The sequence below is a fragment of the Bradyrhizobium diversitatis genome, assembly GCF_016031635.1.
Classification (GTDB): Bacteria; Pseudomonadota; Alphaproteobacteria; order Rhizobiales; family Xanthobacteraceae; genus Bradyrhizobium; species Bradyrhizobium diversitatis.
This window is the reverse complement of record NZ_JACEGD010000021.1, coordinates 148,019-172,390: the sequence shown is the minus strand read 5'-3', so window position 1 is coordinate 172,390 and position 24,372 is coordinate 148,019. Positions and strand designations below refer to the sequence as shown.

Annotated in this window: 22 protein-coding genes; 8 read left to right on the top strand and 14 right to left on the bottom strand. The window is 65.1% G+C overall.

The genetic code is table 11. The annotated features are described in order from the left end of the window. Positions 1 to 7: 7 nt before the first annotated feature. Positions 8 to 2,137 carry an O-linked N-acetylglucosamine transferase, SPINDLY family protein gene (locus H1B27_RS23740; protein ID WP_197967694.1) on the bottom strand — a complete coding sequence of 710 codons (2,130 nt, stop codon included), beginning with the start codon at positions 2,135 to 2,137 and terminating at the stop codon, positions 8 to 10. Positions 2,138 to 2,356: 219 nt separating this feature from the next. On the opposite strand from H1B27_RS23740, the gene H1B27_RS23735 reads away from it, so the two are divergent. Beyond that, positions 2,357 to 2,884 carry a cupin domain-containing protein gene (locus tag H1B27_RS23735; RefSeq protein ID WP_197967693.1) on the top strand — a complete coding sequence of 176 codons (528 nt, stop codon included), beginning with the start codon at positions 2,357 to 2,359 and terminating at the stop codon, positions 2,882 to 2,884. A gap of 114 nt (positions 2,885 to 2,998) precedes the next feature. Here the strand turns inward: H1B27_RS23735 and H1B27_RS23730 are convergent, their stop codons facing one another. Further along, positions 2,999 to 4,249, bottom strand: a complete 1,251-nt coding sequence (locus H1B27_RS23730) for a NupC/NupG family nucleoside CNT transporter (RefSeq protein ID WP_197967692.1) — start codon at positions 4,247 to 4,249, stop codon at positions 2,999 to 3,001. A gap of 47 nt (positions 4,250 to 4,296) precedes the next feature. Between H1B27_RS23730 and H1B27_RS23725 the strand changes: the two genes are divergently transcribed. After that, positions 4,297 to 5,490 carry an MFS transporter gene (locus H1B27_RS23725; protein ID WP_197967691.1) on the top strand — a complete coding sequence of 398 codons (1,194 nt, stop codon included), beginning with the start codon at positions 4,297 to 4,299 and terminating at the stop codon, positions 5,488 to 5,490. A 210-nt stretch (positions 5,491 to 5,700) separates the two neighbouring features. Here the strand turns inward: H1B27_RS23725 and H1B27_RS23720 are convergent, their stop codons facing one another. The 6 genes from H1B27_RS23720 to H1B27_RS23695 form a co-directional block, all read right to left on the bottom strand. Beyond that, positions 5,701 to 6,459, bottom strand: a complete 759-nt coding sequence (locus H1B27_RS23720; protein WP_197967690.1) for an SDR family oxidoreductase — start codon at positions 6,457 to 6,459, stop codon at positions 5,701 to 5,703. 26 nt (positions 6,460 to 6,485) lie between these two features. Then, entirely contained in the window at positions 6,486 to 7,244 is a 759-nt protein-coding gene (locus H1B27_RS23715) for a proteasome-type protease (protein ID WP_035678903.1), read from the bottom strand. Between the two features lie 184 nt (positions 7,245 to 7,428). After that, positions 7,429 to 7,836, bottom strand: a complete 408-nt coding sequence (locus H1B27_RS23710; RefSeq protein WP_197967689.1) for a carboxymuconolactone decarboxylase family protein — start codon at positions 7,834 to 7,836, stop codon at positions 7,429 to 7,431. Between the two features lie 67 nt (positions 7,837 to 7,903). Further along, positions 7,904 to 8,752: a transglutaminase family protein gene (locus tag H1B27_RS23705; protein ID WP_197967688.1), complete on the bottom strand. Its 849-nt coding sequence runs from the start codon at positions 8,750 to 8,752 to the stop codon at positions 7,904 to 7,906. 117 nt (positions 8,753 to 8,869) lie between these two features. After that, entirely contained in the window at positions 8,870 to 9,814 is a 945-nt protein-coding gene (locus H1B27_RS23700) for an alpha-E domain-containing protein (RefSeq protein ID WP_061882878.1), read from the bottom strand. Between the two features lie 4 nt (positions 9,815 to 9,818). Then, entirely contained in the window at positions 9,819 to 11,237 is a 1,419-nt protein-coding gene (locus tag H1B27_RS23695) for a circularly permuted type 2 ATP-grasp protein (RefSeq protein ID WP_061882877.1), read from the bottom strand. A 282-nt stretch (positions 11,238 to 11,519) separates the two neighbouring features. Between H1B27_RS23695 and H1B27_RS23690 the strand changes: the two genes are divergently transcribed. From H1B27_RS23690 to H1B27_RS23680, 3 genes are all read left to right on the top strand, one after another. Further along, on the top strand, positions 11,520 to 12,257 hold the full coding sequence (locus H1B27_RS23690) for a competence/damage-inducible protein A (protein WP_061882876.1): 738 nt from the start codon (positions 11,520 to 11,522) through the stop codon (positions 12,255 to 12,257). A gap of 27 nt (positions 12,258 to 12,284) precedes the next feature. Further along, positions 12,285 to 12,812, top strand: a complete 528-nt coding sequence (gene gpt / locus H1B27_RS23685) for a xanthine phosphoribosyltransferase (protein ID WP_061882875.1) — start codon at positions 12,285 to 12,287, stop codon at positions 12,810 to 12,812. Positions 12,813 to 12,913: 101 nt separating this feature from the next. Further along, complete coding sequence (locus H1B27_RS23680) at positions 12,914 to 13,531, top strand: hypothetical protein (RefSeq protein WP_197967687.1); 618 nt, start codon at positions 12,914 to 12,916, stop codon at positions 13,529 to 13,531. Between the two features lie 22 nt (positions 13,532 to 13,553). On the opposite strand, the gene H1B27_RS23675 is transcribed toward H1B27_RS23680, so the two are convergent. Next, positions 13,554 to 14,576, bottom strand: a complete 1,023-nt coding sequence (locus H1B27_RS23675; RefSeq protein WP_061882873.1) for a methionine synthase — start codon at positions 14,574 to 14,576, stop codon at positions 13,554 to 13,556. A gap of 134 nt (positions 14,577 to 14,710) precedes the next feature. Here H1B27_RS23675 and H1B27_RS23670 point away from each other — a divergent pair, with 134 nt between their 5' ends. The 3 genes from H1B27_RS23670 (at position 14,711) to H1B27_RS23660 (ending at position 17,128) form a co-directional block, all read left to right on the top strand. After that, complete coding sequence (locus H1B27_RS23670) at positions 14,711 to 15,412, top strand: glutathione S-transferase N-terminal domain-containing protein (RefSeq protein WP_197967686.1); 702 nt, start codon at positions 14,711 to 14,713, stop codon at positions 15,410 to 15,412. 130 nt (positions 15,413 to 15,542) lie between these two features. Further along, on the top strand, positions 15,543 to 16,151 hold the full coding sequence (locus H1B27_RS23665) for a 2-hydroxychromene-2-carboxylate isomerase (protein ID WP_197967685.1): 609 nt from the start codon (positions 15,543 to 15,545) through the stop codon (positions 16,149 to 16,151). After that, positions 16,151 to 17,128, top strand: coding sequence for an NADPH:quinone oxidoreductase family protein (locus tag H1B27_RS23660; RefSeq protein WP_197967684.1), 978 nt, complete (start codon positions 16,151 to 16,153; stop codon positions 17,126 to 17,128). The genes H1B27_RS23665 and H1B27_RS23660 overlap by 1 nt, the downstream gene beginning before the upstream one ends. Before the next feature lie 98 nt (positions 17,129 to 17,226). Here the strand turns inward: H1B27_RS23660 and H1B27_RS23655 are convergent, their stop codons facing one another. From H1B27_RS23655 to H1B27_RS23635, 5 genes are all read right to left on the bottom strand, one after another. Then, positions 17,227 to 18,117, bottom strand: coding sequence for a crotonase/enoyl-CoA hydratase family protein (locus H1B27_RS23655; RefSeq protein ID WP_197967683.1), 891 nt, complete (start codon positions 18,115 to 18,117; stop codon positions 17,227 to 17,229). 170 nt (positions 18,118 to 18,287) lie between these two features. After that, the gene (locus H1B27_RS23650) at positions 18,288 to 19,709 is read right to left on the bottom strand and encodes an amidase (protein ID WP_197967682.1); all 1,422 of its coding nucleotides are present in this window, start codon (positions 19,707 to 19,709) and stop codon (positions 18,288 to 18,290) included. Continuing rightward, a complete protein-coding gene (locus H1B27_RS23645) occupies positions 19,702 to 20,874 on the bottom strand; it encodes a M20 aminoacylase family protein (protein ID WP_197967681.1) in 1,173 nt (390 codons plus the stop codon). Before H1B27_RS23645 ends, H1B27_RS23650 begins: the two co-directional genes overlap by 8 nt. 13 nt (positions 20,875 to 20,887) lie before the next feature. Then, positions 20,888 to 22,393 (bottom strand): M81 family metallopeptidase, encoded by a 1,506-nt coding sequence (locus H1B27_RS23640; RefSeq protein WP_197967680.1) that lies wholly within the window; start codon positions 22,391 to 22,393, stop codon positions 20,888 to 20,890. A gap of 298 nt (positions 22,394 to 22,691) precedes the next feature. Further along, positions 22,692 to 24,341: an ABC transporter ATP-binding protein gene (locus H1B27_RS23635; protein WP_197967679.1), complete on the bottom strand. Its 1,650-nt coding sequence runs from the start codon at positions 24,339 to 24,341 to the stop codon at positions 22,692 to 22,694. Positions 24,342 to 24,372: the final 31 nt, after the last annotated feature.

Genomic DNA, 24,372 nt, shown 5'->3' with positions numbered 1-24,372 from the left:
CACGCAATCAGACCCCGCCGCTGCAATAGCGTTTCCACATCGCGCGATAGGCGTCATCCACGGCTCGCGCGTATGAGACGGGGTTGCCGGTGGCCGCAGCGTTGATCTGTGCGGGCAGTTCGCGGCGCAATCGATCGAGATCGCCGATCCGCGCCGCGCGGCCGACTGCGATCTCGACATATGCCTCCTCGCTGTCTGCGACCCAGTCCGGCAAGCCGAGCGCGGAGAGGATGGCGCCGGCGGCACGGCTGGGCAGACTGCTCCCGAGCTTCGCCACCACGGGCACGCCCATCTGCAGCGCTTCCAATGTGCTGACGCCGCCGTTCTGCGGGAACGGGTCGAGCGCGATATCGATACGATTGAACGATGCCAGATGTTCGCTCCGCAAGGTGGCTCCGAGCAGATCGACGCGTTCGGCCGGCAATCGACAAGCCGCAAATCGCGCCAGCAGCTTGTCGCGAACCAGCTGATCGTCCAGCGCAACATCCTTGATCAGCAGTCGCGAGCCAGGGACCCGCTCGAGAATCCTGGACCAGACTTCCGCAGCCTCGTCCGAAATCTTGCTGATGCGGTTGAAGACACCGAACGTGACGAAGCCGTTCGAGACAGCCGGCGCCTGCGCCCGCGCAATCCCGGCCGGCAGCGGCGCCAGCGTCACGAAGCACGGCAGGTCGACGACAGTCTCCGCAAACAAATGCCGAACCGCGGCGGGAATCGCGACCGGATCCGAGAACAGATAATCGATCGTCGGCAACCCGGTGCCGGTGCCGTGGCCCCAGCCGTGCACCTGGATCGGCGCCGGTTTGCGCGCAAACACGCCGAGGCGGTTTCCTCTGGTGTGGCCGGACAGGTCGATCAGGATATCGACGCGATCGGCGCGAATCTGAGCGGCGAGGCGCTCGTCGGTCCATTGCGAGGCGTCACGCCAGCGGTCGGCGATCCCCTGAAATTCGCTCGTCGTCGCATCCGCTTTCGACGAGCAGGAGTAGCACACGATCTCGAACTGCGCGCGGTCATGGTGTTGCAGCACGGGCTTGAAGATGAACGCGGCCGAATGTGCGTTGAAATCCGACGAGACATAGCCAAGCACCAGACGCCGAGCCGGATCGCGGCTGTTGTCATGGGCCGCCGCCACCTCTGCAGCGATCTTCGCGCCGATCCGCTCCCACCACACTTGCCGCGCTTGCTGATGCTGTTCGACGCTGGCGTCGGCCACGAAATCGAGCGTGAATATCTTGCTGGAGATCGCGCTCTGCAGGTCAGGCCGGATGTCGAGAGCTCGGTCGAAGCTGGCGAGGGCTTCGTCGACCCGGCCCAGCCCGGCGAAACAAAGGCCCAACACAAGGTGGGCTTGGTCGGAATCGGGAGCGATCGCGAGAGCCCTCTCGCAATCGGACAATGCCTCGGCAATTCGCTGGGTCTGGAGCAGGACATTGGCGCGCCAGAGCCATCCGTTCACGTCGTCGGGTGCCAGAGCGATTGCCCGATTGCAATCCGCCATGGCCTCGTCAAATCGCTGAAGCTCCCGCAATGCGACGGCGCGGTTCGCCAGTGCCGCGGCATAGTCGGGCTTGATCGAGAGCGCGCGGTTCAGGCTTGTGAGAGCCTCGTCATAGTTGCGCAGACGGCAGAGCGCAGAGCCGCGGCCGTTGTAGGCTTCGGCAAGGTTTCCGTCCAATGCGAGCGCCTGATCGTAGCTATCGAGCGCTTCGAGGTGCAGATCAAGCGCCGCGCTTGCGTTGCCGAGATTGGACAGGGCCAGGGCGTAATTGGGCTTTAAGGCGAGTGCCTTTCGATAGCTTGCTCGGGCCTCATCGTGGCGTTTCAGCCCGTTGAGCGCGACGCCCAGGCCCATGTGAGCTTCGGCAGATCGCGGATCCGCGGCAACCGCCCGGCTCAGTAGCATTTCAGCCAGCTGATAGTTCCTGGCATTGGACTCCATGACGCCGAGCATATGCAGCGCGATGAATTGATCGGGCGCGATCTGCAGCAATTGTCGATAGGCGGCCCGGGCCTCGGACAGGAGTCCCTTCTTGTGCAACTCGAGTGCGCGCCCGAGCAATGGCAGCACTTCGGCCTTCTGCCGTTTCTGAAGCCGGGCATTCTGAAATGCACGCTGACCGACGCTGCTGCCCATGAATCAATTCCCCCCGATCTCCCGGCGAGATTAATTCAGCGAGAGAGTGAATACGAGACGATGGCCGCTCGCCACGACAGCCTGGGACAAGCTACGGCCGGTTGGGTTCGTCGAGCTCATTGCCCGAGGCCCCGCAATTGCTGCCTCGCCCAAGACTGGGTAATCTGCCTTCGGGTTGGTCCCGTCAGGCGGACGCGGCTCGGATCAGGGAGGCAGACAATGGCCAAGCAAAAGGCATCGAGACCCGCAACGAAGACCGCGGTGAAGAAGCGGAGCGGCGTGAAGGCAGCGGCGCGATCCCCGGCGCGCGCGGCGGTGAAGGCGAAGGCGCGCACCGTCGCTCCGAAGAAGCCCGTGCGGCCGAAGCAGCGTGTCGCCGTCAGCCATCACCGCGAGGAAGACTTCAAGGCCGACGGCCTGCGCGCCTATGCCAGCTACCGCGATCTCGGGATCGCCGACGCGACCCATGGCCTCGCGCAGGCACATGTGATCCGCTTGCAAGGCCCCTGCAATCCGGCCGAGGTGTCCAAGCTCCACTATCACGACGTCGAATTCCAGATGGTCTACGTGCTCAAGGGCTGGGTGAAGACCTATATGGACGGCCAGGGCGAGACCCTGATGAAGCAAGGCAGCGCCTGGACCCAGCCGCCGAAGATCAGGCACATGATCCTGGATTATTCCGATGATGTGGAACTGCTGGAGGTGATCCTGCCGGCGGAGTTCAAGACGGTCGAGTTGAAGGCGTGATGTCATTCCGGGGCGCGCGTAGCGCGAACCCGGAATCCATTTCTCCGCTTGTGTCGTGGCGATGGATTCCGGGCTCGCGACTTCGTCGCGCCCCGGAATGACGGCGGGAGAGACCTACGCCACCACGCCCACCACGGCGCCCATCAAGCACGTGGTCAGCGTGCCCGACACGATCGACTTCAGCCCCAGCGCGTTGATCTCCTCGCGCCGCTCCGGCGCCATCACGCCCAGGCCGCCGATCATGATGCCGAGGCTGGCGAAATTGGCGAAGCCGCACATCGCATAGAGCATGATCAGACGCGAGCGCGGATCGAGCGCGTCGGGTGGCAGCTTCGAGAAGTCGACATAGGCGATCAATTCGTTGAGCACGGTCTTGGTGCCCATCAGGCTGCCGGCGGTGATCGCCTGATCCCACGGCAATCCCATCAGCCAGCACACCGGCGCCATGACGAGGCCGAGCAGGCGCTGCAGCGAGATCGCGGCGCCGCCAATGTTCGGCAGGAGGCCGAGCATGGCGTTGACGAGATAGACCAGCGCCACCAGCACCAGCAGCATGGCGACGATGTTGAGCAACAATTCGAGGCCGGCCGTGGTGCCCTTCACGATCGCGTCCATCGTGCCGGACACGTCCATCTCGGGATCCTCCAGCGCGCCGCCGGTGCGCTTGTCGGAGGTCTCGGGCACCATGATCAGGCTGACCAGGATCGCGGCCGGCGCGCCCAGCACGGAGGCGATGACGAAATGCGCGGCGGCGTCGGGGATGATGGGAGCAAGCAGCGTCGCATAGAGCACCAGCACCGTGCCGGCGATGCCCGCCATGCCGCCGGTCATCACCAGGAACAGTTCGCTGCGGGTCATCTGTGCCAGATAGGGCCGCACGAACAGCGGTGCCTCGACCATGCCGAGAAAGACATTGGCGGCGGTCGACAGCCCGACGGCGCCGCCGACGCCGAGCGTGCGCTCGAGCAGCCAGGCCAGGCCGCGCACCATCGGTGGCAGCACGTGCCAATAGAACAGCAGCGTCGTCAGCACGCTCATCACCAGCACGATCGGCAGCGCCTGGAACGCCAGGATGAAATCGGCGCCGGGCACCTTCAGATCGAATGGCAGGGCGCCGCCGCCGATATAGCCGAACACGAAGGCGGAGCCTGCGCGGGAGGCCGCCGAGATCGCGCCGACCGCGTCGTTGATGGTGCCGAACGCATGCGCGACGACCGGCAGCTTCAGCAGCACGACCGCGGTGACGAAGGTCGCGGCGAGGCCGATCGCCGCCTGGCGCAGCGATACCAAGCGACGATTCTCCGCCAGCGCGAAGGCGATCAGCAGCAATGCGAAAATGCCGAATGCCGATTGCAAGCGCAGCATGATGTCCAGAGCAACCAACAGCCGCGGATTCGCCGGTTACGGCCCGCGTGCTCCTGTCCCACCGCGCCTTCCTGTTCTTCCTGTTCTCGCGCAGCCTGTCTCGCTTTTCCAGCCAGATCGCGGCGGTCGCGATCGGCTGGCAGATCTACGATCTCACCGGCTCGGCGTTCGACCTCGGCATGGTCGGCCTCGTGCAGTTCCTGCCCACCGCGCTCCTGGTGTTCGTCGCAGGCCACGCCGCCGACCGCTACGAGCGCAAGCGCGTGGTCCAGCTCTGTCAGCTCGTGGAAGCCGCGACCGCGCTTTATCTTGCATTCGCCACCTATTTCGGCGCGGTCGGCGAGGTGCAGATATTCATTGCAACCTTCGTGCTCGGCATTGCCGGCGCATTCGAGAGCCCGACCACGGCGGCGTTGTTGCCGCTGATCGCACCGCAAGGGTCGCTCCAGCGTGCCACGGCCATTTCCAGCGGCGCGGCGCAGGTCGCGACTATCACCGGGCCGGCGCTCGGCGGCTTCGCCTACGCGGTCGCCCCGCATCTGGCCTATGCCGGGATGGTGCTGTTCTGGGTTTTGGGGATGATTCTGACCGGCTTCATCCGGCCGCGCCCGCAAGCGGTGCTCAAGGAGGGGACGAACTCGGACAATATCTTTGCCGGCGTCCGCTTCATCCGCAGCAATCCCGCGATCCTGGGCACCATCTCGCTGGACCTGTTCGCCGTGCTGTTCGGCGGCGTCACGGCATTGCTGCCGATCTACGCCCGCGACATCCTGCAGACCGGCCCGGTTGGGCTCGGCGTGCTGCGCGCGGCGCCCGCGGTCGGCGCGCTGTTGATGACCATGGTGCTGGCGCGTCACGCCATCTCCAGGCATGTGGGCCTGCGGATGTTCCAGGCCGTGATCGTGTTCGGCCTTGCCACCATCGTGTTCGCGCTGTCGTCCTGGATGTGGCTGTCGGTGCTGTCGCTCGCTGCTTTGGGCGCGGCCGATACGATCAGCGTCGTGATCCGCTTCTCGCTGGTGCAGCTCTCTACGCCCGACGAGATGCGCGGGCGGGTCGGCGCGGTGAATTTCCTGTTCATCAACGCCTCGAACCAGCTCGGCCAGTTCGAGAGCGGAGTGGCAGCCGCGCTGCTCGGCGCCATGCCCGCCGCCGTGCTCGGCGGCGTCGCCACCGTCGCAGTGGCGCTGCTCTGGATGAAGCTGTTTCCGGCCCTGCGAAAGGTGGAGAGTTTGGAGTAGGCCTCCGCTCTCTCCTCCGTCATTGCGAGGAGCCCTTGCGATGAAGTAATCCAGAATCTCCCCGCGGAAAGATTCTGGATTGCTTCGCTGCGCTCGCAATGACGAATGTGGTGGCAGTGCAGGATGTTAGCTCACATTACCCCCGCAGCCCGGCAACAGCAGGCGCCTCTTGACGCCTACTGTGCATGGGGTTGTTTTCGCAGTTTTAGTTCAGCCCCGCCCCACGAACGGCATCTTGGTCGCCATCACCGTCATCGTCAGCACGTTGGCGTCGAGCGGCAGGCCGGCCATGTAGGCGACGGCGTCGCCGACCGCCTTGGCGTCCATGCGCGGCTCGTGCTTGGTGGTGCCGTCGGGCTGCAGCACGCCGGGGCCGTTGACCATACGGTCGGTCATCGGCGTCGCCGCATTGCCGATATCGACCTGGCCGACCGCGATGTCGTACATGCGCCCGTCGAGATTGCTGGCCTTGGTCAGGCCCGTGATGGCGTGCTTGGTCGAGGTGTAGGCGGCCGAGAACGGCCGCGGCGCATGCGCCGAGATCGAGCCGTTGTTGATGATGCGGCCGCCGCGCGGGGTCTGGTCCTTCATGATGCGGAAGGCGTGCTGGGTGCACAGGAACGGGCCGGTGAGGTTGGTGTTCACCACCGCCTGCCACTGCTCGAGGCTGAGGTCCTCGAAGTTCACGGCCGGCGCGCCCATGCCGGCATTGTTGAACAGCACGTCGAGGCGACCATAGGTTGCCTTCACCTTGTCGAACAGCGCGGCGATCTGCTCCGGCTTGGTCATGTCGGCGGTGACGCAGAGACTCTTTCCGGCGGGGCCGAGCTTCGCCGTGTCCTCGAGCATGTCGAGCCGGCGCCCTGCGAGCACCACGGTGAAGCCGGTGTTCATCAGCGCCAGCGACGCTGCGCGCCCGACACCGGTGCCGGCGCCGGTCACCAACGCGATCTTTTTCGCTTCACTCATCGTTTCCTGCCTTTTCTCTTTTGCTGTCAGGTTTTGGGTTCTTTTTCGTTCTTGTAGGGCGGGCGCGGAATGTTCTGGTGCGCGGCGCGCAACGCCGCCGACCAGCGCGAGCGCAAATCGTGGAAATAGGGTTCGCCCGCCTCGATGCGGTGGTTGAGATCGGCTTCACAGGCGTCCGTGCGCACCACCAGCACGTCGATCGGCAGGCCGACGCCGAGGTTCGAGCGCATCGTCGAATCCATCGAGATCAGGCCGGTCTTCAGCGCCTCGTAAAGTTCGACGTCGTAATGCATGGCGCGGTCGAGCACCGGCTTGCCGTATTTGTGCTCGCCGATCTGCAGGTAGGGCGTGTCGGTGGTGCACTCGATGAAATTGCCGGCGGTGTAGACCATGAACAGACGCATGCGCGCGCCCTTGATCTGGCCGCCGAACAGGAAGGAGACGTCGAAGGACACGTCCTCGGACTTCAGCGCCGGTCCTTCGGTGGCATGCACCGCCCGGATCGCCCGGCCGATGCGCTGGGCGGCCTGGAACATGGTCGGCGCGTTCATCAGCGTCTCGATCTCGCCCGTGTTGGGATCCTCCAGGCCTTCGGTCAGGGTGGAGAGCACCGACTGGCTGATGGCGAGGTTGCCGGCGCTGGCGATCGCCATGATGCGCTCGCCGGGCTTGGAGAAGATGTGCAGCTTGCGGAAGGTCGAGACGTTGTCGAGGCCGGCATTGGTGCGGGTGTCGGCGATCATCACCAGACCGTCCCGAACCAGGATTCCGCAACAATAGGTCATTTCCAGTCCCCGAACGCGTTTGCGCGGAATTACTAGCCAATTTCGAGGTCCGGTCCAACCCCCGATTCCGGCCGTCATTCCGGGGCGCGCGCCAGCGCGAACCCGGAATCCATTCATCCGCTAACCGTGCCGCTTGATGGATTCCGGGGCTCGCAACTTCGTCGCGCCCCGGAATGACGGTCGCTCAATCCGCCGCGTCCACCAGAAACGCCTCGTCGACGGGCACGCCGAGCGCCGTGACCAGCCGGTTCGTCTCCGCAGCCATGCCGACGATGGCGAGCAGCTCGCCATATTCGGCCTCGGTCATGCCCTTGGCCCGTGCGGCGACGGTGTGCGAGTGGATGCAGTAGCTGCAGCCATGCGCGATCGAAACCGCCACATAAAGCATTTCCTTGACCTTGGGATCGAGCGCACCCGGAGCCATCACGTCCTTGATGCTCTCCCAGGTCCGCCGCAGCGTCTTCGGATCATGCGCCAGCGCCCGCCAGAAATTGTTGACGAAATCCGACTTCCGCACCATCCGGATGTCGTCGAAAACGGCGCGCGCGTCGGCGGAGAGTTCGTCATCCGAAAGCAGTTTTACAGTCGCCATGGGCTACCTCGCTGGGCTGATCCGATCCCGCGATTGTAGCACGGCGCATGCGCTCGTCCGGCAGCACCTAGCTCTGCCGCTGGGACTGCGATTGCGACTGCCCGCCGCGGCTGGTCTGCTCGACCTTCACGGCCACCGCCAGCGTTTCCGTGCCGCCGCCATAGCGCGTGCCACGCACCGGTGCCGCGCCGAGATAGTCGAGCCCGATCGCAACGCGCACATGGGCGTCGGTGGCGCAGATGCTGTTGGCGGGATCGAAGCCGACCCAGCCGAGATCGGGCACGTAGGCCTCCGCCCAGGCATGGCCGGCCTCCTGGTGCGCCGTGTCGTCCGATCGCAGAAAGTGCCCGGAGACGAACCGCGCCGGCACGCCACCGGCCCGGGCGCAGGCGATGAAGATGTGCGCGTAATCCTGGCAGACCCCGCGCTTGAGCGCGAACGCCTCCACCGCGGACGTGCCACTGTTGGTGGGGTCTTCGTCGAACGTCATGTGATCGGCAATCTGCGTCATCAGCGTGTGCAGGAAGCTCAGCGTGTCGCTCTCGGCCTCGCTGCGCAACTGGCGCGCAACCGCCGTCATCGCCGGATTGACGGAGGTGAGGTCGGTGGAGCGCAGGAACATCCCGGCCGGGAAACGCTCGTCCGTGCCGCGTAGCACGCCGCCGGTATCGTGGGTCTCGATCAGCCCTTCTGCCGTGATCTGGATGTCGCCGACAGGTCCGCAGGACAGCACGTGGGTGACGTTGCCGAACGCGTCCTCATGCATGTCGAGCTTGGTGTCGGTGGAGACGTCGATCTGCCATTCCGCGACGTATTGCCCGTCATGACTGCCAGGCGTCATGCGCAGGATCTGGATCACGCTGGTGGCCGGCGGTTCGTAGCGATAGGTCGTGATGTGCTGGATTCGCAGGCGCATGGTGTTTTGATCCGTCATTCCGGGATGGCGCGAAGCGCCAGACCCGGAATCTCGAGATTCCGGGTTCGATGCTTCGCATCGCCCCAGAATGACGAAAGGTGAAGGTTTCAGTCTCGGCTAGATCAAATACTGCTTCGTGATGATTTCGCCCAGCCTGGAATTGTCCGTGATGAATTCCTGGATGAATTCATGCACGCCATGCTGGAAAATGTCGTTCATATTGCTGTGTTCCAGCCGGTTGCGGATGCCGCGGGCGTGTCGCTGGGCCGGGCCCTGGCGGCCATAGGCGACGCCGATCTGGTCGAGGTTGCGCACGAGGTTGCCGTAGCAGCTGGCGAGCGAGCGCGGCAGCGTGTCGTTGAGGATGAGCAGATCCGCGATCAGCCACGGCTTCAGCGTCTCGCGATAGACCCAGTGATAGGCCGTCAGCGCCGAGACCGAGCGCAGGATCGAGCTCCATTGATAGAAGTCGAGCGGGCCGCCGACATGCTCCTCCTCGGGCAACAGCACGTGGTACTTCACGTCGAGAATGCGCGCGGTGTTGTCGGCGCGCTCCAGATGAACGCCCATGCGCGAGAACCAGTAAGCGTCGTTGCGCAGCATGGTCCGGTAGGCCGAGCCGTCGAAGCGCAGCGAGGTCTCCTGCACGAAGCGCAGGAACTTGGCGAGGTCCTCGCGCGTCGAGGTGCCCTTGCTCCACACCGCCTGAAGCTCGATCCAGGCCGAGTTGATGGTGTCCCACATCTCGCTGGTGAGCGCGGTGCGCACCGAGCGCGAGTTCAGCCGCGCCGCCTCGATGCAGTTCCTGATCGAGGACGGGTTGTTCTGGGAGAACGAGAGATACTCGACGACGTTGTGCTCGTTGGCTTCCTCATAGGCCTGATAGAAGCTCGCGGCGACGCCGGCGGTGAGCAGCGCCGAATCCCATTCATTGGTCTTGCCGATATAGGCGGCGGGAAGCGCGGTGACGCGCAGCGTCGCATCGATGGTGCGCGCGAGATATTCGGCCCGTTCGACGTAGCGGGCGAGCCAGTAGAGGTTTTCGGCGGTACGCGACAGCATCTCTCTACTCGTCCAGGATCCAGGTGTCTTTGGTGCCGCCGCCCTGGCTTGAATTCACCACCAGGGAGCCTTCCTTGAGCGCGACCCGTGTGAGTCCGCCCGGCACGATCGTGGTGCTCTTGCTGCCCGTGAGCACGAAGGGGCGCAAGTCGACATGGCGCGGGGCGAGGCCGGATGCGGTGCAGGTCGGACAGGTCGAGAGCGCCAGCGTCGGCTGCGCGATGAAACCTTCCGGCTCGCGCTTGAGCTTGTCGCGGAAAGCTTCGATCGTCGCCTTGGTCGCAGCGGGGCCGATCAGCATGCCGTAGCCGCCGGAGCCGTGCACTTCCTTGACGACGAGCTCGCTTAAGTTGTCCAGCACATAGGCGAGATCCTTCGGCTCGCGGCAGCGCCAGGTCGGCACGTTCTTCAGGATCGGCTCCTCGCCGAGATAGAACTTCACGATGTCGGGCATGTAGGAGTAGATCGCCTTGTCATCGGCGATGCCGGTGCCGACGGCGTTGGCGAGCGTGATGTTGCCGGCTGCGTAGGCCGACATCAGGCCGGGCACGCCGAGCACGGAGTCGGGACGGAAGGTGAGGGGATCGAGGAAATCGTCGTCGACACGGCGATAGATCACGTCGACCCGCTTCAGCCCTTCCGTCGTCCGCATGAACACTTCGTTGTTCTTGACGATGAGGTCACGGCCTTCGACCAGCTCGATGCCGAGCTTGTCTGCGAGGAACGAGTGCTCGTAATAGGCCGAGTTGTAGACGCCGGGCGTGAGCAGGGCGACGGTCGGCTCGCTGGAGGCGCTTAGCGGCGCGACCGAGCGCAGGGCTGCGAGCAGCTCGTCCGGGTAGCGCTCGACCGGCGCGACCTTGTGGCGGGCGAACAGATCCGGAAACAGCCGCATCATGATCTCGCGGTTTTCCAGCATGTAGGATACGCCCGACGGCGTGCGGGCGTTGTCCTCCAGCACGATGAAGTCCTCGGCGTCGACCCGGACGATGTCGATGCCGGCGATGTGCACGTAGACGTCGTGCGGCACCTGCTGGCCGTTCATCTCGGGGCGGAACACCGGGTTCTGGAAGATCAGATCGCCGGGCACGATCTCGGCGCGGAGGATGTCGCGGCCGTGATAGATGTCGCGCAGGAACATGTTGAGCGCGCGCACGCGCTGCTTCAGCCCCTTCTCCAGCAGCGCCCATTCCTTGCCGGACATGATCCGCGGGATCACGTCGAAGGGGATCAGGCGCTCGGTGGACTCGGAATCGCCGTAGACCGCGAAGGTGATGCCGATCCGGCGGAACAGGAGCTCAGCCTCCTGGCGCCGATATTCGAGGGCTTCGGGGGGCGTTTCCTTGAGCCAGCGCGCCAGCTCCCGATAGGCGGGGCGAAGGTCTCCGCCGGCAACATTCATTTCGTCAAACGCGACTGCCATGGATTCCGACTGTTCTCCCCCAGGCGTTGCACCATTGGTCAGGGCGCTTGGGCCTTGCTGAAGACCGCAACGTCCTGTGGCCATGCCGTGAGAGTGCATGACTTCCCTAGGAGGTAGCAAGGGCCGGGCCAGCGCGATAAGCATGGAGGAGGGGCATTTGCCGGGGACGGCCGGCGGCTTGCCTGAAAAAATGGCTGAGGACTGCTTATTTCAGAAGCAAAACCACGTGACTTCAACGCGTTACCTCGGCAAAGTCGGCGTCACAGTTGAGGGACTTAAGGCATGAGCGACATCGTCACGGCGGGCATTCTGGTCATTGGGGACGAAATCCTGTCCGGCCGGACCAAGGACAAGAATATCGGCTTCATCGCCGAGTACCTGACCAATATCGGCATCGACCTGAAGGAGGTCCGGATTGTTTCCGACGACGAGGCCGACATCATCGCCGCCCTGGACGCGCTGCGGCATCGCTACAGCTACGTCTTCACCACGGGTGGCATCGGCCCGACGCATGACGACATCACCGCCGATGCCGTCGCCAAGGCGTTCGGCGTCGGTATCGATCACCATCCGGAGGTCGTCGCCCGCTTCCGCGAGCGCTGGAGCGAGCAGGACCTCAACGAGGCCCGCCTGCGCATGGCCCGCATCCCCGACGGTGCCGAGCTGATCCAGAGCGCGACCATCCTCGCTCCCGGCTTCAAGATCGGCAACGTCATCGTCATGGCCGGCGTGCCGTCGATCATGCAGGCGATGATGGATATCGTCTCGCCCAAGCTGAAATCGGGCGTGCGCATGCTCTCCGAATCGGTCCGCGCCAATGCGCGCGAGGGCGACATCGGCAGCCCGCTGCGGGCGATCGCCGCCGCCCATCCCGACACCATCATCGGCAGCTATCCCTTCATGGACGAGGAGCAGAAGCCGAACACCAATCTGGTGGTGCGCTCGCGCGATCCGGAGAAGCTCGCCGCGGCGATGGCGGCGGTGAAGGAAATGCTGGCGGGATTGAACGTCACACGCTAGCACGGCCTGACGCAGCAGGAGACGACAATGGCTGGTGAAGCACCGGAACTGAGTGCACAGGAGCGGGCGGGCAAGGCCTTTCCGGTCTCGTGGGACCAGTTCCACCGGGACTGCCGGGCGTTGACCTGGCGGCTCAACGAGGTCGGTCCGTTCCACGCGGTGATCGCGATCACCCGGGGCGGCCTGGTGCCCGCCGCGATCGTGGCGCGCGAGTTAGGGGTGCGCGTGATCGACACGGTCTGTATCGCCAGCTACGATCACGACAAGCAGGGCGAGCTCCAGGTCCTCAAGGGCATTTCGGACGCGGCCATGAAGCTCGGCGGCGGCACCGGCAAGGGACTCCTGATCGTCGACGACCTCGTCGACACCGGCAAGACCGGCAGGATGGTGCGCGAGATGCTGCCCGATGCGCATTTCGCCACCGTCTATGCCAAGCCGATGGGACGCCCGCTGGTCGACACTTTCATCACGGAAGTCTCGCAGGACACCTGGATCTTCTTTCCCTGGGACACCGCGCTGTCCTACCACCCGCCGCTGCGCGACGGGGCGGGGTAACCATCCCCGTCATTGCGAGCGAAGCGAAGCAATCCAGAAATGCATCCGCGGAAGTAGTCTGGATTGCTTCGCTTCGCTCGCAATGACGAGTGGAGGCACCCATGCCGCTGCAAAACCGCGTCACGCCCACCGGCGACATCATCGTCACCCCGCATCGCGGGATGTTCACCGGCAATCGCGGCATCATCCACGATCCCGCGACCAAGACGCTGTTGAAAAAGCGCTGGTCGTCGCCGGCGTGGATCACCTGCCTGTGCGAATTCCGCGGTTGGCGGCGGCCGGTGATGGCGCGCCGGAGCTGGACCGAGCTGTTCTTCCTCGACGAGGCCACCGCCTTTGCCGCGGGCCATCGTCCCTGCTTCTTCTGCCGACGGGACGATGCCAGGCAATTCCGCGCCGCGTGGGAAGCGGGCAATTGTGCAAGCGGCATCAGCGCGAAGACGATGGATGCCGTGCTGCATCGTGAGCGTCTCCATCGCGGCCGCAAGCGATTGCACCCGCTCCCGATGCCGTGGGCAGACTTGCCGGCCGGCGCGATGGTGCAGCAGGGCGAAGACAGTTTCCTGGTGATGCAGGGAAGGGCGCTGCTGTGGTCGCCGGCGGGCTATGCCGCCAGCGCGCGTCAGCTTGACGACGTGAAGTTGCTGACGCCCCCCTCGACACTGCGCGCGATCATCGCCGGCTATCAGCCGGTGCTACATCCAACGGCGCTGGGCTGAAGCGAGGCCGACGACGTCGTAATCACCCCAGCTTCTCGCGCGCCAGCGCGGCGCCGGCGCCGAGCGCCATCAGCTTGGCCTCGGCGATCTCGCGCCGCATCGGCGCCATGCCGCAATTGGTGGTGGCGATGATGTTGCTCTTGGGCACGAATTGCGACACCGCGTCGATCACCTTCACGACGTCCTCGGCGGTCTCCACCGTGTCGCTGGCGACGTCGATCACGCCGGCCTGCACGATCTTGGTCTTGAGCAGCGCGAGCAGGTCGAGCGGCACCTTGGAATTGCGGCACTCGATCGCAACCTGCTGGATCGGGCTCGCGTCGATTGCCGGGAATATCTGCTCGTACTGCCGCCATTGGCTGCCGAGCGTTTCCTTCCAGTCGGTGTTGGCCTTGATGCCGTAACCGTAGCAGATGTGAACGGCGGTGGCGCAAGTGAGGCCTTGCGCGGCGCGCTCCAGCGCCTTGATGCCCCAATCGTTGACCTCGTCCATGTAGACGTTGAAGGCCGGCTCGTCGAACTGCACGAGATCGACGCCGTCGGCCTGCAAGGCCTTGGCCTCCTCGTTGAGCAGCTCGGCGAAGGCAAAGGCCATCTTCACGCGGTCGCCATAGTAGCGATCCGCAATGGTGTCGATGATGGTCATTGGGCCGGGCAGGGTAAACTTCAGCTTCTTCTTGGTATGTGTGCGCGCCACGCGCGCCTCGAAGGCATGGACGCGATCCTTCAGGCGGAGCGGCGCGACCACCTGCGGCACCATCGCCTTGTAGCGGTCCTTGCGGATGCCCATCTCGACCTTGTGGGCGAAATCGATGCCCTCGATCTTCTCCAGGAAGCCGTGGACGAAATGCTGCCGGGCCTGCTCGCCCTCGGTGACGATGTCGATGCCGGCGTCCTCCTGGATTTTCAGCCAGATCAGGGTCGCATCGCGCTTGGCCCGGAGCAGTTCGTCACCCTCTGACTTCCAGGGCGCCCACAGCATGTTGGGCTCGGCCAGCCATTCCGGCTTCGGCAAGGAGCCGGCGATCGTGGTTGGAAACAGCATGGCGGCCCTCCCGGCAGGTTGTGTTGCGCCTCTTCCTGCCATGTCTTAACGTCGAGGTACAGAACAACGAAAGTCGCTCTCTAGTCCGACGGCGATGACAGGGAAGGCCCAAAGAAAAGGCCAGGGGAAGGGTCGTGATCGATCTCTATTACGCGCCGACGCCGAACGGCTGGAAAATCTCGATCATGCTGGAGGAACTCGGGCTTCCCTACAGCGCGAAGCCCGTGAACATCCGCGCCGGCGAGCAGTTCAGCCCCGACTTTCTGGCGATCTCTCCGAATAATCGTATCCCGGCCATCGTCGATCACGATCCTGCCGACGGCGGGCCTCCGTTCTCGGCCTTCGAGACCGGCGCCATCCTGATCTATCTCGCGGAAAAGACCGGCCGGTTCTTGCCGACGGACTTGCGCGGGCGCTCGACCACGATCCAATGGGTGATGTGGCAGATGGCCGGGCTTGGACCGATGCTCGGCCAGCATGGACATTTTGCGCTCTACGCGGCGGAGAAGATCCCCTATGCGATCGAACGCTATCGCGACGAGGCAGCGCGGCTCTACGGCGTGCTCGATCGCCAGCTCGGCAAGACCGGGGCTTTTGTCGCCGGCGACTATTCCATCGCCGACATCGCCTGCTTCCCCTGGACGATGACCCACAAGGCGCAAGGCTTTACGCTCGAGGACTATCCGAACGTGAAACGCTGGTATGCCGAGGTTCGTGCGCGGCCGCAGGTGCAGGCCGGGCTTGCGATCGGCAAATTCGTCAAAGAGCCGTTCGACGAGGAATCACGCAAGATCATGTTCGGACAAAGGGCTAAGGAAGTGCTGGGAAAGAGGTGACGGCAACGCCGTCATTCCGGGGCGCGCGAAGCGCGAGCCCGGAATCCATCAGGCCGCAACAAGACTGGTGAAATGGATTCCGGGCCTGCGCCTGCGGCGCATCCCGGAATGACAAACATAAGGAACCATCATGATCGAATTCTTCTTCGACTGCTCCAGCCCCTGGACCTATCTCGCCTTCCACAACATCCAGCCGCTCGCCAAGGAGCTGGGCGCCGAGATCACCTGGCGGCCGATCCTGGTCGGCGGCATCTTCAATACGGTCAATCCGAGCGTCTACGCTCAGCGCGAGAAGCCGGTGCCGCTGAAGGCGCGCTACATGAAGAAGGACCTTCAGGACTGGGCGCGTTCGGCTGGCCTTTCGATCAAGATGCCGCCGACGGTGTTTCCCGTGAACAGTGTCAAGGCAATGCGCGGCTGCATCTGGCTGGGCAAGGACATGGTGCCGTTCGCAACCGCCGTGTTCGAGACCTATTGGGGCGAGGACAAGGACATCTCGCAGGACGCGGTGCTCGCGGAGATCTGCAGGAAGGTCGGCATCGACGAGCAGAAGTTCTTCGCCGGCATTGCCGAGCAGGGCATCAAGGACCAGCTCAAGGCCAACACGGAGGAGGTCGTCGCCCGCGGCGGCTTCGGCTCGCCGACGATCTTCGTGAACAAGACCGACATGTATTTCGGCAATGATCGCCTGCCGCTGATCCGCGAAGTGCTTCAGCGCAGCAAGGCGAGCGCGGCCTGATGGTGCGCGCCGTCGTCTGCCGCGAGCTCGGCGCGCCCGAGCGTTTGCTGCTGGAAGAGTTTCCGTCCCGCGCGCTGAAGCCGGGTGAGGTGCGCGTCGCCATCCGCGCCGCCGGGCTGAACTTTCCCGACGTGCTGATGGCTGCCGGCGAATACCAGCTCAAGCCGGAGCTGCCGTTCACGCCGGGCATGGAAGCTGCCGGCGACGTCACCGAGGTGGGATCGGAGGCAAGCGGCGTTGCCGTCGGCGACAAGGTCATCGTGAAGATGCGCTTTGGTGCCTTCACGGATGAAGCGGTGGTGACGCCGTCGCAGCTCACCCCCATGCCATCGACGTTCGACTACGCCGAGGCAGCGACCTATCTCGCCGGCCATGGCACCGCCTATCATGCGCTGATCGATCGCGGTCGGGTCGGGCCGGGCGAGGTGCTGCTGGTCCATGGCGCCGGCGGCGGTGTCGGTCTTGCCGCCGTCGAGATCGGCAAGATGCTGGGCGCGATCGTGATCGCGACGGCTTCGAGCGACGAGAAGCTTGCGATCGCGCAATCGCGCGGCGCCGATCATCTCGTGCGCTATGACCGTGAGCCGTTTCGCGACGCGGTCAAGCGGATCACCGACGGCCGCGGCGCGGACGTCGTGTTCGATCCGGTCGGCGGCCAGGTCTTTGAAGACTCGATGCGCTGCATCGCCTGGGGCGCGCGACTCCTCGTGATCGGCTTCACCGGCGGCATCGGCTCGGCCAGGACCAATCTCCTGCTGATCAAGGGCGCCAGCGTGCTTGGTGTGCGCGCCGGGGAGGCTGTGCGGAGAAATCCTGCGCTTGGTGAAGCGCGCCTGAAGATGCTGCTGCAATGGGCGGAGGAGGGCAAGCTGCGCCCCAACGTCTCGCACCGCCTGCCGCTGGAGGACTATGCGAAGGCGATGCGGCTGTTGATCGACCGCAAGGCGATCGGGCGGGTCGCGCTGGTGATGCAGTGAAAAGTAGGGTGGGTTAGCCGAAGGCGTAACCCACCTCTTCTGTCTCCGCGGTGATATCAATGGTGGGTTACGCTGCGCTAACCCACCCTACAGGAGCCTCACTTGTACTCCCGCTCCGTCCACCACGGGAAATAGTCCGGCATGTCGGTCGATACCTTGTCCTTGAACTGCGCGGGACGCTTTTCCAGGAACGACACCACGCCTTCCTTGACGTCGCCGGAACGGCCGCGGGCGTAGATGCCGCGGCTGTCGACCTTGTGGGCCTCCATCGGATCGTCGGCGCCCATCATGCGCCACATCATCTGCCGGATCAGCGCGACCGACACCGGCGCCGTCTTCGCGGCGAATTCCTTGGCGAGCGCGCGGGCGGTCGGCAGGAGATCGTCTGGCGGCACCACCTTGCTGACGAGACGGCCGGCAAGCGCTTCCTGCGCCGGGAAGACGCGGCCCGAATAGCACCATTCCAGCGCCTGCGAGATGCCGACGATGCGCGGCAGGAACCAGCTCGAGGCCGCCTCCGGCACGATGCCGCGCTGGGAGAACACGAAGCCGAAGCGCGCGGCCTCCGAAGCAATGCGGATATCCATCGCGAGTTGCATGGTGACGCCGATGCCGACCGCGGGACCGTTCACCGCGGCGATGACCGGCTTGAGGCACTTGAAGATGCGCAACGTGACCTGGCCGCCGCCGTCGCGCACCTGCGGATCGCTGTAATCGACCTTGCCGTCGGCCAAGCGCTTTACCGGCCCGCGCCGCGCATCGCGGTCGAACGTGTCGGCGCCGGACGAAAGATCCGCGCCCGCGCAAAAACCGCGGCCGGCGCCGGTGACGATGATGGCGCGGACGTTGTCGTCCTTGTCGGCGGCGTCGAACGCGTCGATCAGCTCCGCCTGCATCTGCGCATTGAAGGCATTGAGCTTGTCGGGCCGGTTCAGCGTGATCGTGAGGATCTGCTCGGCGACCTCGTATTTGATCGTCTCATGCGCCATGGTGGTTTCCTTCCTTTGTTTCTTGTTCTCTCTGTAGCACGTCATTCCGGGGCGCGCCCTCTTGGCGCGAGCCCGGAATCCATACTCATTGTGGTGGTTATGGATTCTCAGGTGCGCAATTGCGCACCATAGCTCGTCGCTTCGCGACGCCCCGGAATGACGGGAGATATTTACGTCGCCGGCGGCTCGGGCCAGGGCCGCTGCGGGCCACGCAGGCCCTCGAACGCCTTGGCCACGCCGAGCACGCCGATATCGTCGAAGCGCCGACCGACGATCTGCACGCCGATCGGAAACCCCTTGGCGTCGAAGCCGCCATTGACGGAGATCGCGGGGTTCTCCGACATATTCCACGGCACGGTATAGGCGATGTGCTCGAACGGCTTCATGGGATCGTTGGTGGGGGAAGCCCATTCCGCGGGGTAATTCACGTTCGGTGCGGTCGGCGACATCACATAGTCGAGCTCGCAGAACAGCTTTGCTGCCGTCGCACGGATCGCCATCGTCTGGTTGAAGCCGCGGATGACCTCGACGCCCGACAGCTTCGCGCCGGACTCACCCCATTTGAAGATATAGGGCAGCACCTTTGCCTGCTCGGCCGGCGTCAGCTTGGACAGATCGTCCCACATCCGCGCGCGCCAGAAATTGTCGAGGCCGTCGAGCATCTCGCGCGTGAGGATGCCGTCGACCTCGGTCACGATGGCCCCTGCAGATTCGAACGCCTTCGCCGCCTTCACCGCGACCTCGCGGACCGGTTTCTCCAGCGGCAGGCCGCAGCCGGGATCGAGCATCAGGCCGATGCGCAGTTTTCGCGGCGACTTCTCCAGCCCTTTCCAGTTGAGGGGTTCTGCCGGCAGGCTCATGCCGTCGCGCCGGTCGGGTTTTGCGATCGCGCTCATCATCAGCGCGCAGTCGTCGACCGTGCGTGTCATCGGGCCGGCGACGCGGCCGACATAGGTGGGATCGATCGGCACGCGGCCGAAGCTCGGTTTCAGGCCGACGAGCCCGCACCAGCCGGCTGGCAGCCGCACCGAGCCGCCGATATCGGTGCCGAGATGCAAGGGACCATAGCCGGCCGCTGCGGCCGCGCCTGCGCCAGCGCTGGAGCCGCCGGGATTCTTGGTGAGGTCCCAGGGATTACGCGCCAGCGCATGGAAGCTGGAAAGCCCGGAGGACAGCATACCGTAATCGGGCATGGTGGTCTTGGCGAAGATGATCGCGCCGGCCTCGCGCAGCCGCGCAGCCGGCGGGGCGTCCTTCTCGGCCGGCACGAGCTTGACACTGGCCGCGCCCAGCGGCACCGGCACGCCCTTGGTCGCGATGTTGTCCTTCACCGTGACGGGCACGCCGTCGAGCGCGCCGGACGGCTCGCCGCCAGTCCAGCGCGCGGTCGAGGCCTTGGCGGCCTCGCGCGCGGCGTCGGGATCGAACGCATAGAGTGCCTTCAGATGCGGTTCCCACGCCGCGACATGCGCGAGCACGTCCTCCAGCACCTCGCTCGGCGAGAACTGCTTGGCGCGATAGCCCGCGATCAAATCGACCGCGGACAGATCGTGCAGCGAGGTAACCGCCTCTTCGACGCTCTTCTTATGCATGGGCTCCCACCGGCATGCGCGTCTCGATGATGCGGGCGAACATGCTGGCGCCGATCGGCAGGATCTTGTCGTCGAGCACGAAGCCGGGATTGTGCACGGGCACCGAGCCGTCATGGCCGACCCAGAAATACGCGCCGGGGACGGTCTGCAGCATGTCGGCGAAATCCTCGCTGCCCATCTTCGGCTGGGTGCGGGTGATCACGTTGGCGGGATCGACGATGGTGCGCGCGACCTCCTCGACCACCTTGGACTGCTCGACCTGGTTGACCAGAACGTCGAAGGTGTCGCGGATGTCGACGTCGATCACGCAACTATAGGCGCTCGCGATGCCGGCGCAGATCGTGCGGATGCGCTCGGCGATCAGGGTGCGGACTTCTTTCGAGAAGGTGCGGATGGTGCCGCAAAGATGCGCGTCGCCGGGAATGACGTTGTAGGCGGAACCGGCGTGAATCTGGGTGATCGAGATCACGGCGGCCTGCAGCGGCTCGACGTTGCGGCTGACGATGGTCTGGATCGCCTGCGCCAGCGTGGTCGCGATGATCACCGCGTCCTTGGAGCGTTCGGGCATCGCGCCATGCGCGCCGTAGCCGGTGATGCGGAGGTCGAAGAAGTCGGCGCTGGCCATCGCGGGGCCGGGCAGGATCGCGATCTCACCGTGGTTGAGATCGGGCGCGTTGTGCAGGCCGTAGAGCTCGTCGCAGGGAAACTTCTCGAACAGGCCGTCCTTGATCATCGCGCGGGCGCCGCCGAGGCCTTCCTCGGCCGGCTGGAAGATCAGGTGCACGGTGCCGTCGAAATTCCGGGTCTCGGCGAGGTAGCGCGCGGTGCCGAGCAGCATGGTGGTGTGGCCGTCATGGCCGCAGCCGTGGAAGCGGCCCGGGATTTTCGAGCTCCACTTCAGATTGGTGTTCTCCTCCATCGGCAGCGCGTCCATGTCGGCGCGCAGGCCGATGCGCTTGCCGCTCGAACCCTTGCCCTTGATGACGCCGATCACGCCGGTGCCGCCGAGGCCGCGATGCACCTCGATGCCCCAGCTCTTCAGCTTGTCGGCGACGATGCCGGAGGTGCGCACTTCCTCGAACCCGATCTCGGGATGGGCGTGGAGGTCGCGCCTGATAGCGGTGAGTTCGTCGGCGTAGCCGTCGATGCGGTCGATCGTGGGCATGTGTCCTGTCCAGTTAGCGTGAGGGAGGATCGAAAACAGGGCCGTTCGGCTTGATGCGGATGCCCGGCCGCAGCCGCGTCCAGGGCAGGGTGGCGGTGTCGGCCGGCATCGCGCCGGGGGCGGCGCAGATCATCAGCTTCTCAGCGATCGGCTCGAAATCGGCGCGGAAGTGGACCGAGCTCTTGTTGACCAGGATCTTCTCACGTGTGGGCTCGATGCCGACATAGCGGTACATCGCCTGGTCGGCGAGCTGGGCCTTGTGCGAGGAGACGACCACGCGGACGTCGCCGATGCGCAGGCAGGCGGAGGGACCCATCTCCATCTCGCGGCCGCCGTAATAGGGGCCGGGCGCGATGAAGCGGCCATCGGAGAGCTTTTCGACCACGAAGGTCTCGCGATAGGGCTCATCGCCGGGAATGCCCGACTTGCCGCCGAGCGAGAGCGTCACGCTGGCGCCGACGCCGGCCGCATGCGCGGCCCTGGCCGATTCCGGATCGTAGATCGCGCCGGTGGCGGCGCTTGCCTTGTTGCGCACCAGCGCGCGCAGCATGCCTGTCGTGTCGGAATCGCCGCCGGCGCCGGGATTGTCCTGGGTGTCCGCGATGATGATCGGCTTGCTCGCATTCCGAGACAGCTCCATGGCATGGCGCACGCCATCGTCAGGCGACCAGATCTTGCCGTCGAAATCGTCCTCGTGGCTTTCGATCAGCCTGACGATCGCGTCGGCTGCGCGGTCGGCGTCCGCCTGCGTCTTGCCGTAGGCGAATACGCTCGGCCCGCAATCGCGGAAATCCGCGGCCGGGAAGCCGGGCGCGAAAGAGAGTGTCGGAACCGCATCGCCCTCCAGCGCGGCGAGCTTTTCGTAGATGCCTCTGGTCGGCTGGTCGTTGGTGCATTGCCAGCTGATCGGGATGAGGAACGGCAATTGCCGGAACGCCTTTGCGAAGCGCTGCTTCGTCTGCAGCAGCAGCGCCAGATGCCGTGCGCAGGCGCGGCCGGTCTCGGCCATGTCGACATGCGGATAGGTGCGGTAGGCGATCAGCGCGTCGGCATGCTCGATCATCTCGGGCGTGACGTTGGCATGGAGATCGAGGCTGGTGACGAGCGGAACATCCTTGCCGATGACGCGGCGCGCGCGCGCCAGGATCTCGCCTTCGCCGTCGTCGAGATGCTCGGTCACCATGGCGCCGTGCAGGTCGAGATAGACCGCATCGATCGGCCCAGCGGCGGCGATGCCGTCGACCATCACCTTCACGATGCGTTCGAAGGCGTCCTTGGTGACATGGGCGGAGGGGCTCGCCCCGCAGGCAATCGTCGGAACGAGGTCCCAGCCGCTGGCTTCAGCGCTGTCGACGAAGCCGGCGAGGCCGACATTGATGCGCCGCATCACCTTCAGCACGTCGGCGCCTTGCGTCATCGCCGGCCAGCCGCCGCCATGCTGAAAGTCCGCGAATGTCGCCTTGGTCGGAGCGAAGGTGTTGGTCTCGTGCAGGAAGCCGCCGATGGCGATACGTGTCATCAATTCAAGTCCAGCGTTGGAAAGTGCGCGACGTTAGCCTTGGCGCGAAGGAGAGGGCAAGGCGGGAAGCACTCGCGCCGTGCATGGCCTCAAGCTGTTTTGGGAATGCTGCGGCCGCGGGTGAGTGTCGTGAGTAGCGGTGCATCCAAGCTCTCCATGTCGTCCCTGCGAACGCAGGGACCCATAACCCCAGGAAAGAGTTTGGCGAATGCTGGTCGTTCGGGATTAACGCCGCACGCGAACGATAGATTCCGCAGTATGGGTCCCTGCGTTCGCAGGGACGACACCGTGAGTGTTGCTACACGGTGGCCCCCACGCCCTCGGCCACCGGCCGGAAGTTCGCAAAATCCCAGCCTCGCCCGGGTGCGGCATCCAGCAGCGCCTTGGTGTAGGCCTGCTTCGGATGCGTCAGCACTTCGGCGGCGGGACCCTGTTCGACGACGCGGCCATGCTGCATCACCACGACCTCGTCACAGATTTGCGCAGCGACGCGCAAATCGTGGGTGATGAACAGGATGGCGATGCCGAGCCGATTCTGGATCTCGTCCAGCAGTTCCAGCACCTGTGCCTGCACGGAGACGTCGAGCGCGGAGACCGCCTCGTCCGCGACCAGCACGTCCGGATCGAGCGCGAGCGCACGGGCGATGGCGATGCGCTGGCGCTGGCCGCCGGAGAACTGGTGCGGATAGCGCGACACGGCATCTGCCGGCAGGCCGACGAGCTCGAGCAGCTCGCGCGCCCGCTTCATCGCATCGGCCTGGGAGACTCCGTAGTTGATCGGGCCTTCCGCAATGCTGTCGCCAACGGTCACGCGCGGGTTCAGCGAGCGGTAGGGATCCTGGAACACGATCTGGATCTTCTGCCGGTGCGGCTGGAGCAGACGGCGCGAGATGTCGGCGATCTCGCGGCCGGCGAGGCGCACGCCACCGGAGGTCGGATCGATCAGGCGGACGATGCAGCGCGCCACCGTGGACTTGCCCGAGCCGCTTTCGCCGACGATGCCGAGGGTGCGGCCCTTGCGCAGCGTCAGCGTGACCTTGTCGGCGGCGACGACCTCGCGGCCTTTGCCGAAGAAGGCGCGCTCTTTATAGACCTTGCTGAGCTCGTTGGCTTCCAGCACCACGGGCTCGCGACTATCCTCGCGCGGCGCTCGCGGCACCAGGCTCGGCACCGAGGCGAGCAGGTTGCGGGTGTATTCCATGGTCGGATTGCGCAGCACGGTGTCGAGCGGGCCGGTCTCGACCAGGCGGCCCTGCCGCATCACCGCGACGCGGTCGGCGATCTCGGCGACCACCCCCATGTCGTGCGTGATGAACAGCACGGCGGTGCCGTGATCGCGCTGCAGCTCGCGGATCAGCGTCAGGATCTGCTTCTGCGTGGTGACGTCGAGCGCTGTGGTCGGCTCGTCGGCAATGAGGAGCTTCGGCTCCAGCACCAGCGCCATCGCGATCATGATGCGTTGGCGCTGGCCGCCGGAGAGGCGGTGCGGATAGGAGGCGAAGATGCGCTCGACCTGGGGCAGGTGGACCTGTTCCATCATGTCGAGGATGCGTTTCTTACGCGCTTTCCCGTCGAGATCGGTATGAGCGCGCAGCACTTCGTCGATTTGGCGGCCGACCGGCACCACCGGATTGAGCGCTGTCATCGGCTCCTGGAAGATCATCGCCATCTTGGTCGCGCGAAGCTGGCGCAGGCGGCGGTCGGTCGCGGTGAGCAGCTCCTCGCCGACCAGCTTGACGCTGCCGCCGGTGGGAACCAGCGTGCCCTTCGGCAGGAGGCCCATCGTGGTGAGCGACGTCACCGACTTGCCCGAGCCGCTTTCGCCGACCAGGCACAGCGTCTCGCGCTCGCGCACCTGGATCGAGATGCCGTCGATGATGTTCACGCCCTTCGGCTTCTTGCCGATGGAAACGACGAGGTTGTTGATGTCGAGGATGGTGTTGGTCACGTCAATTCTCTCCGTCATTCCGGGGCGCGAC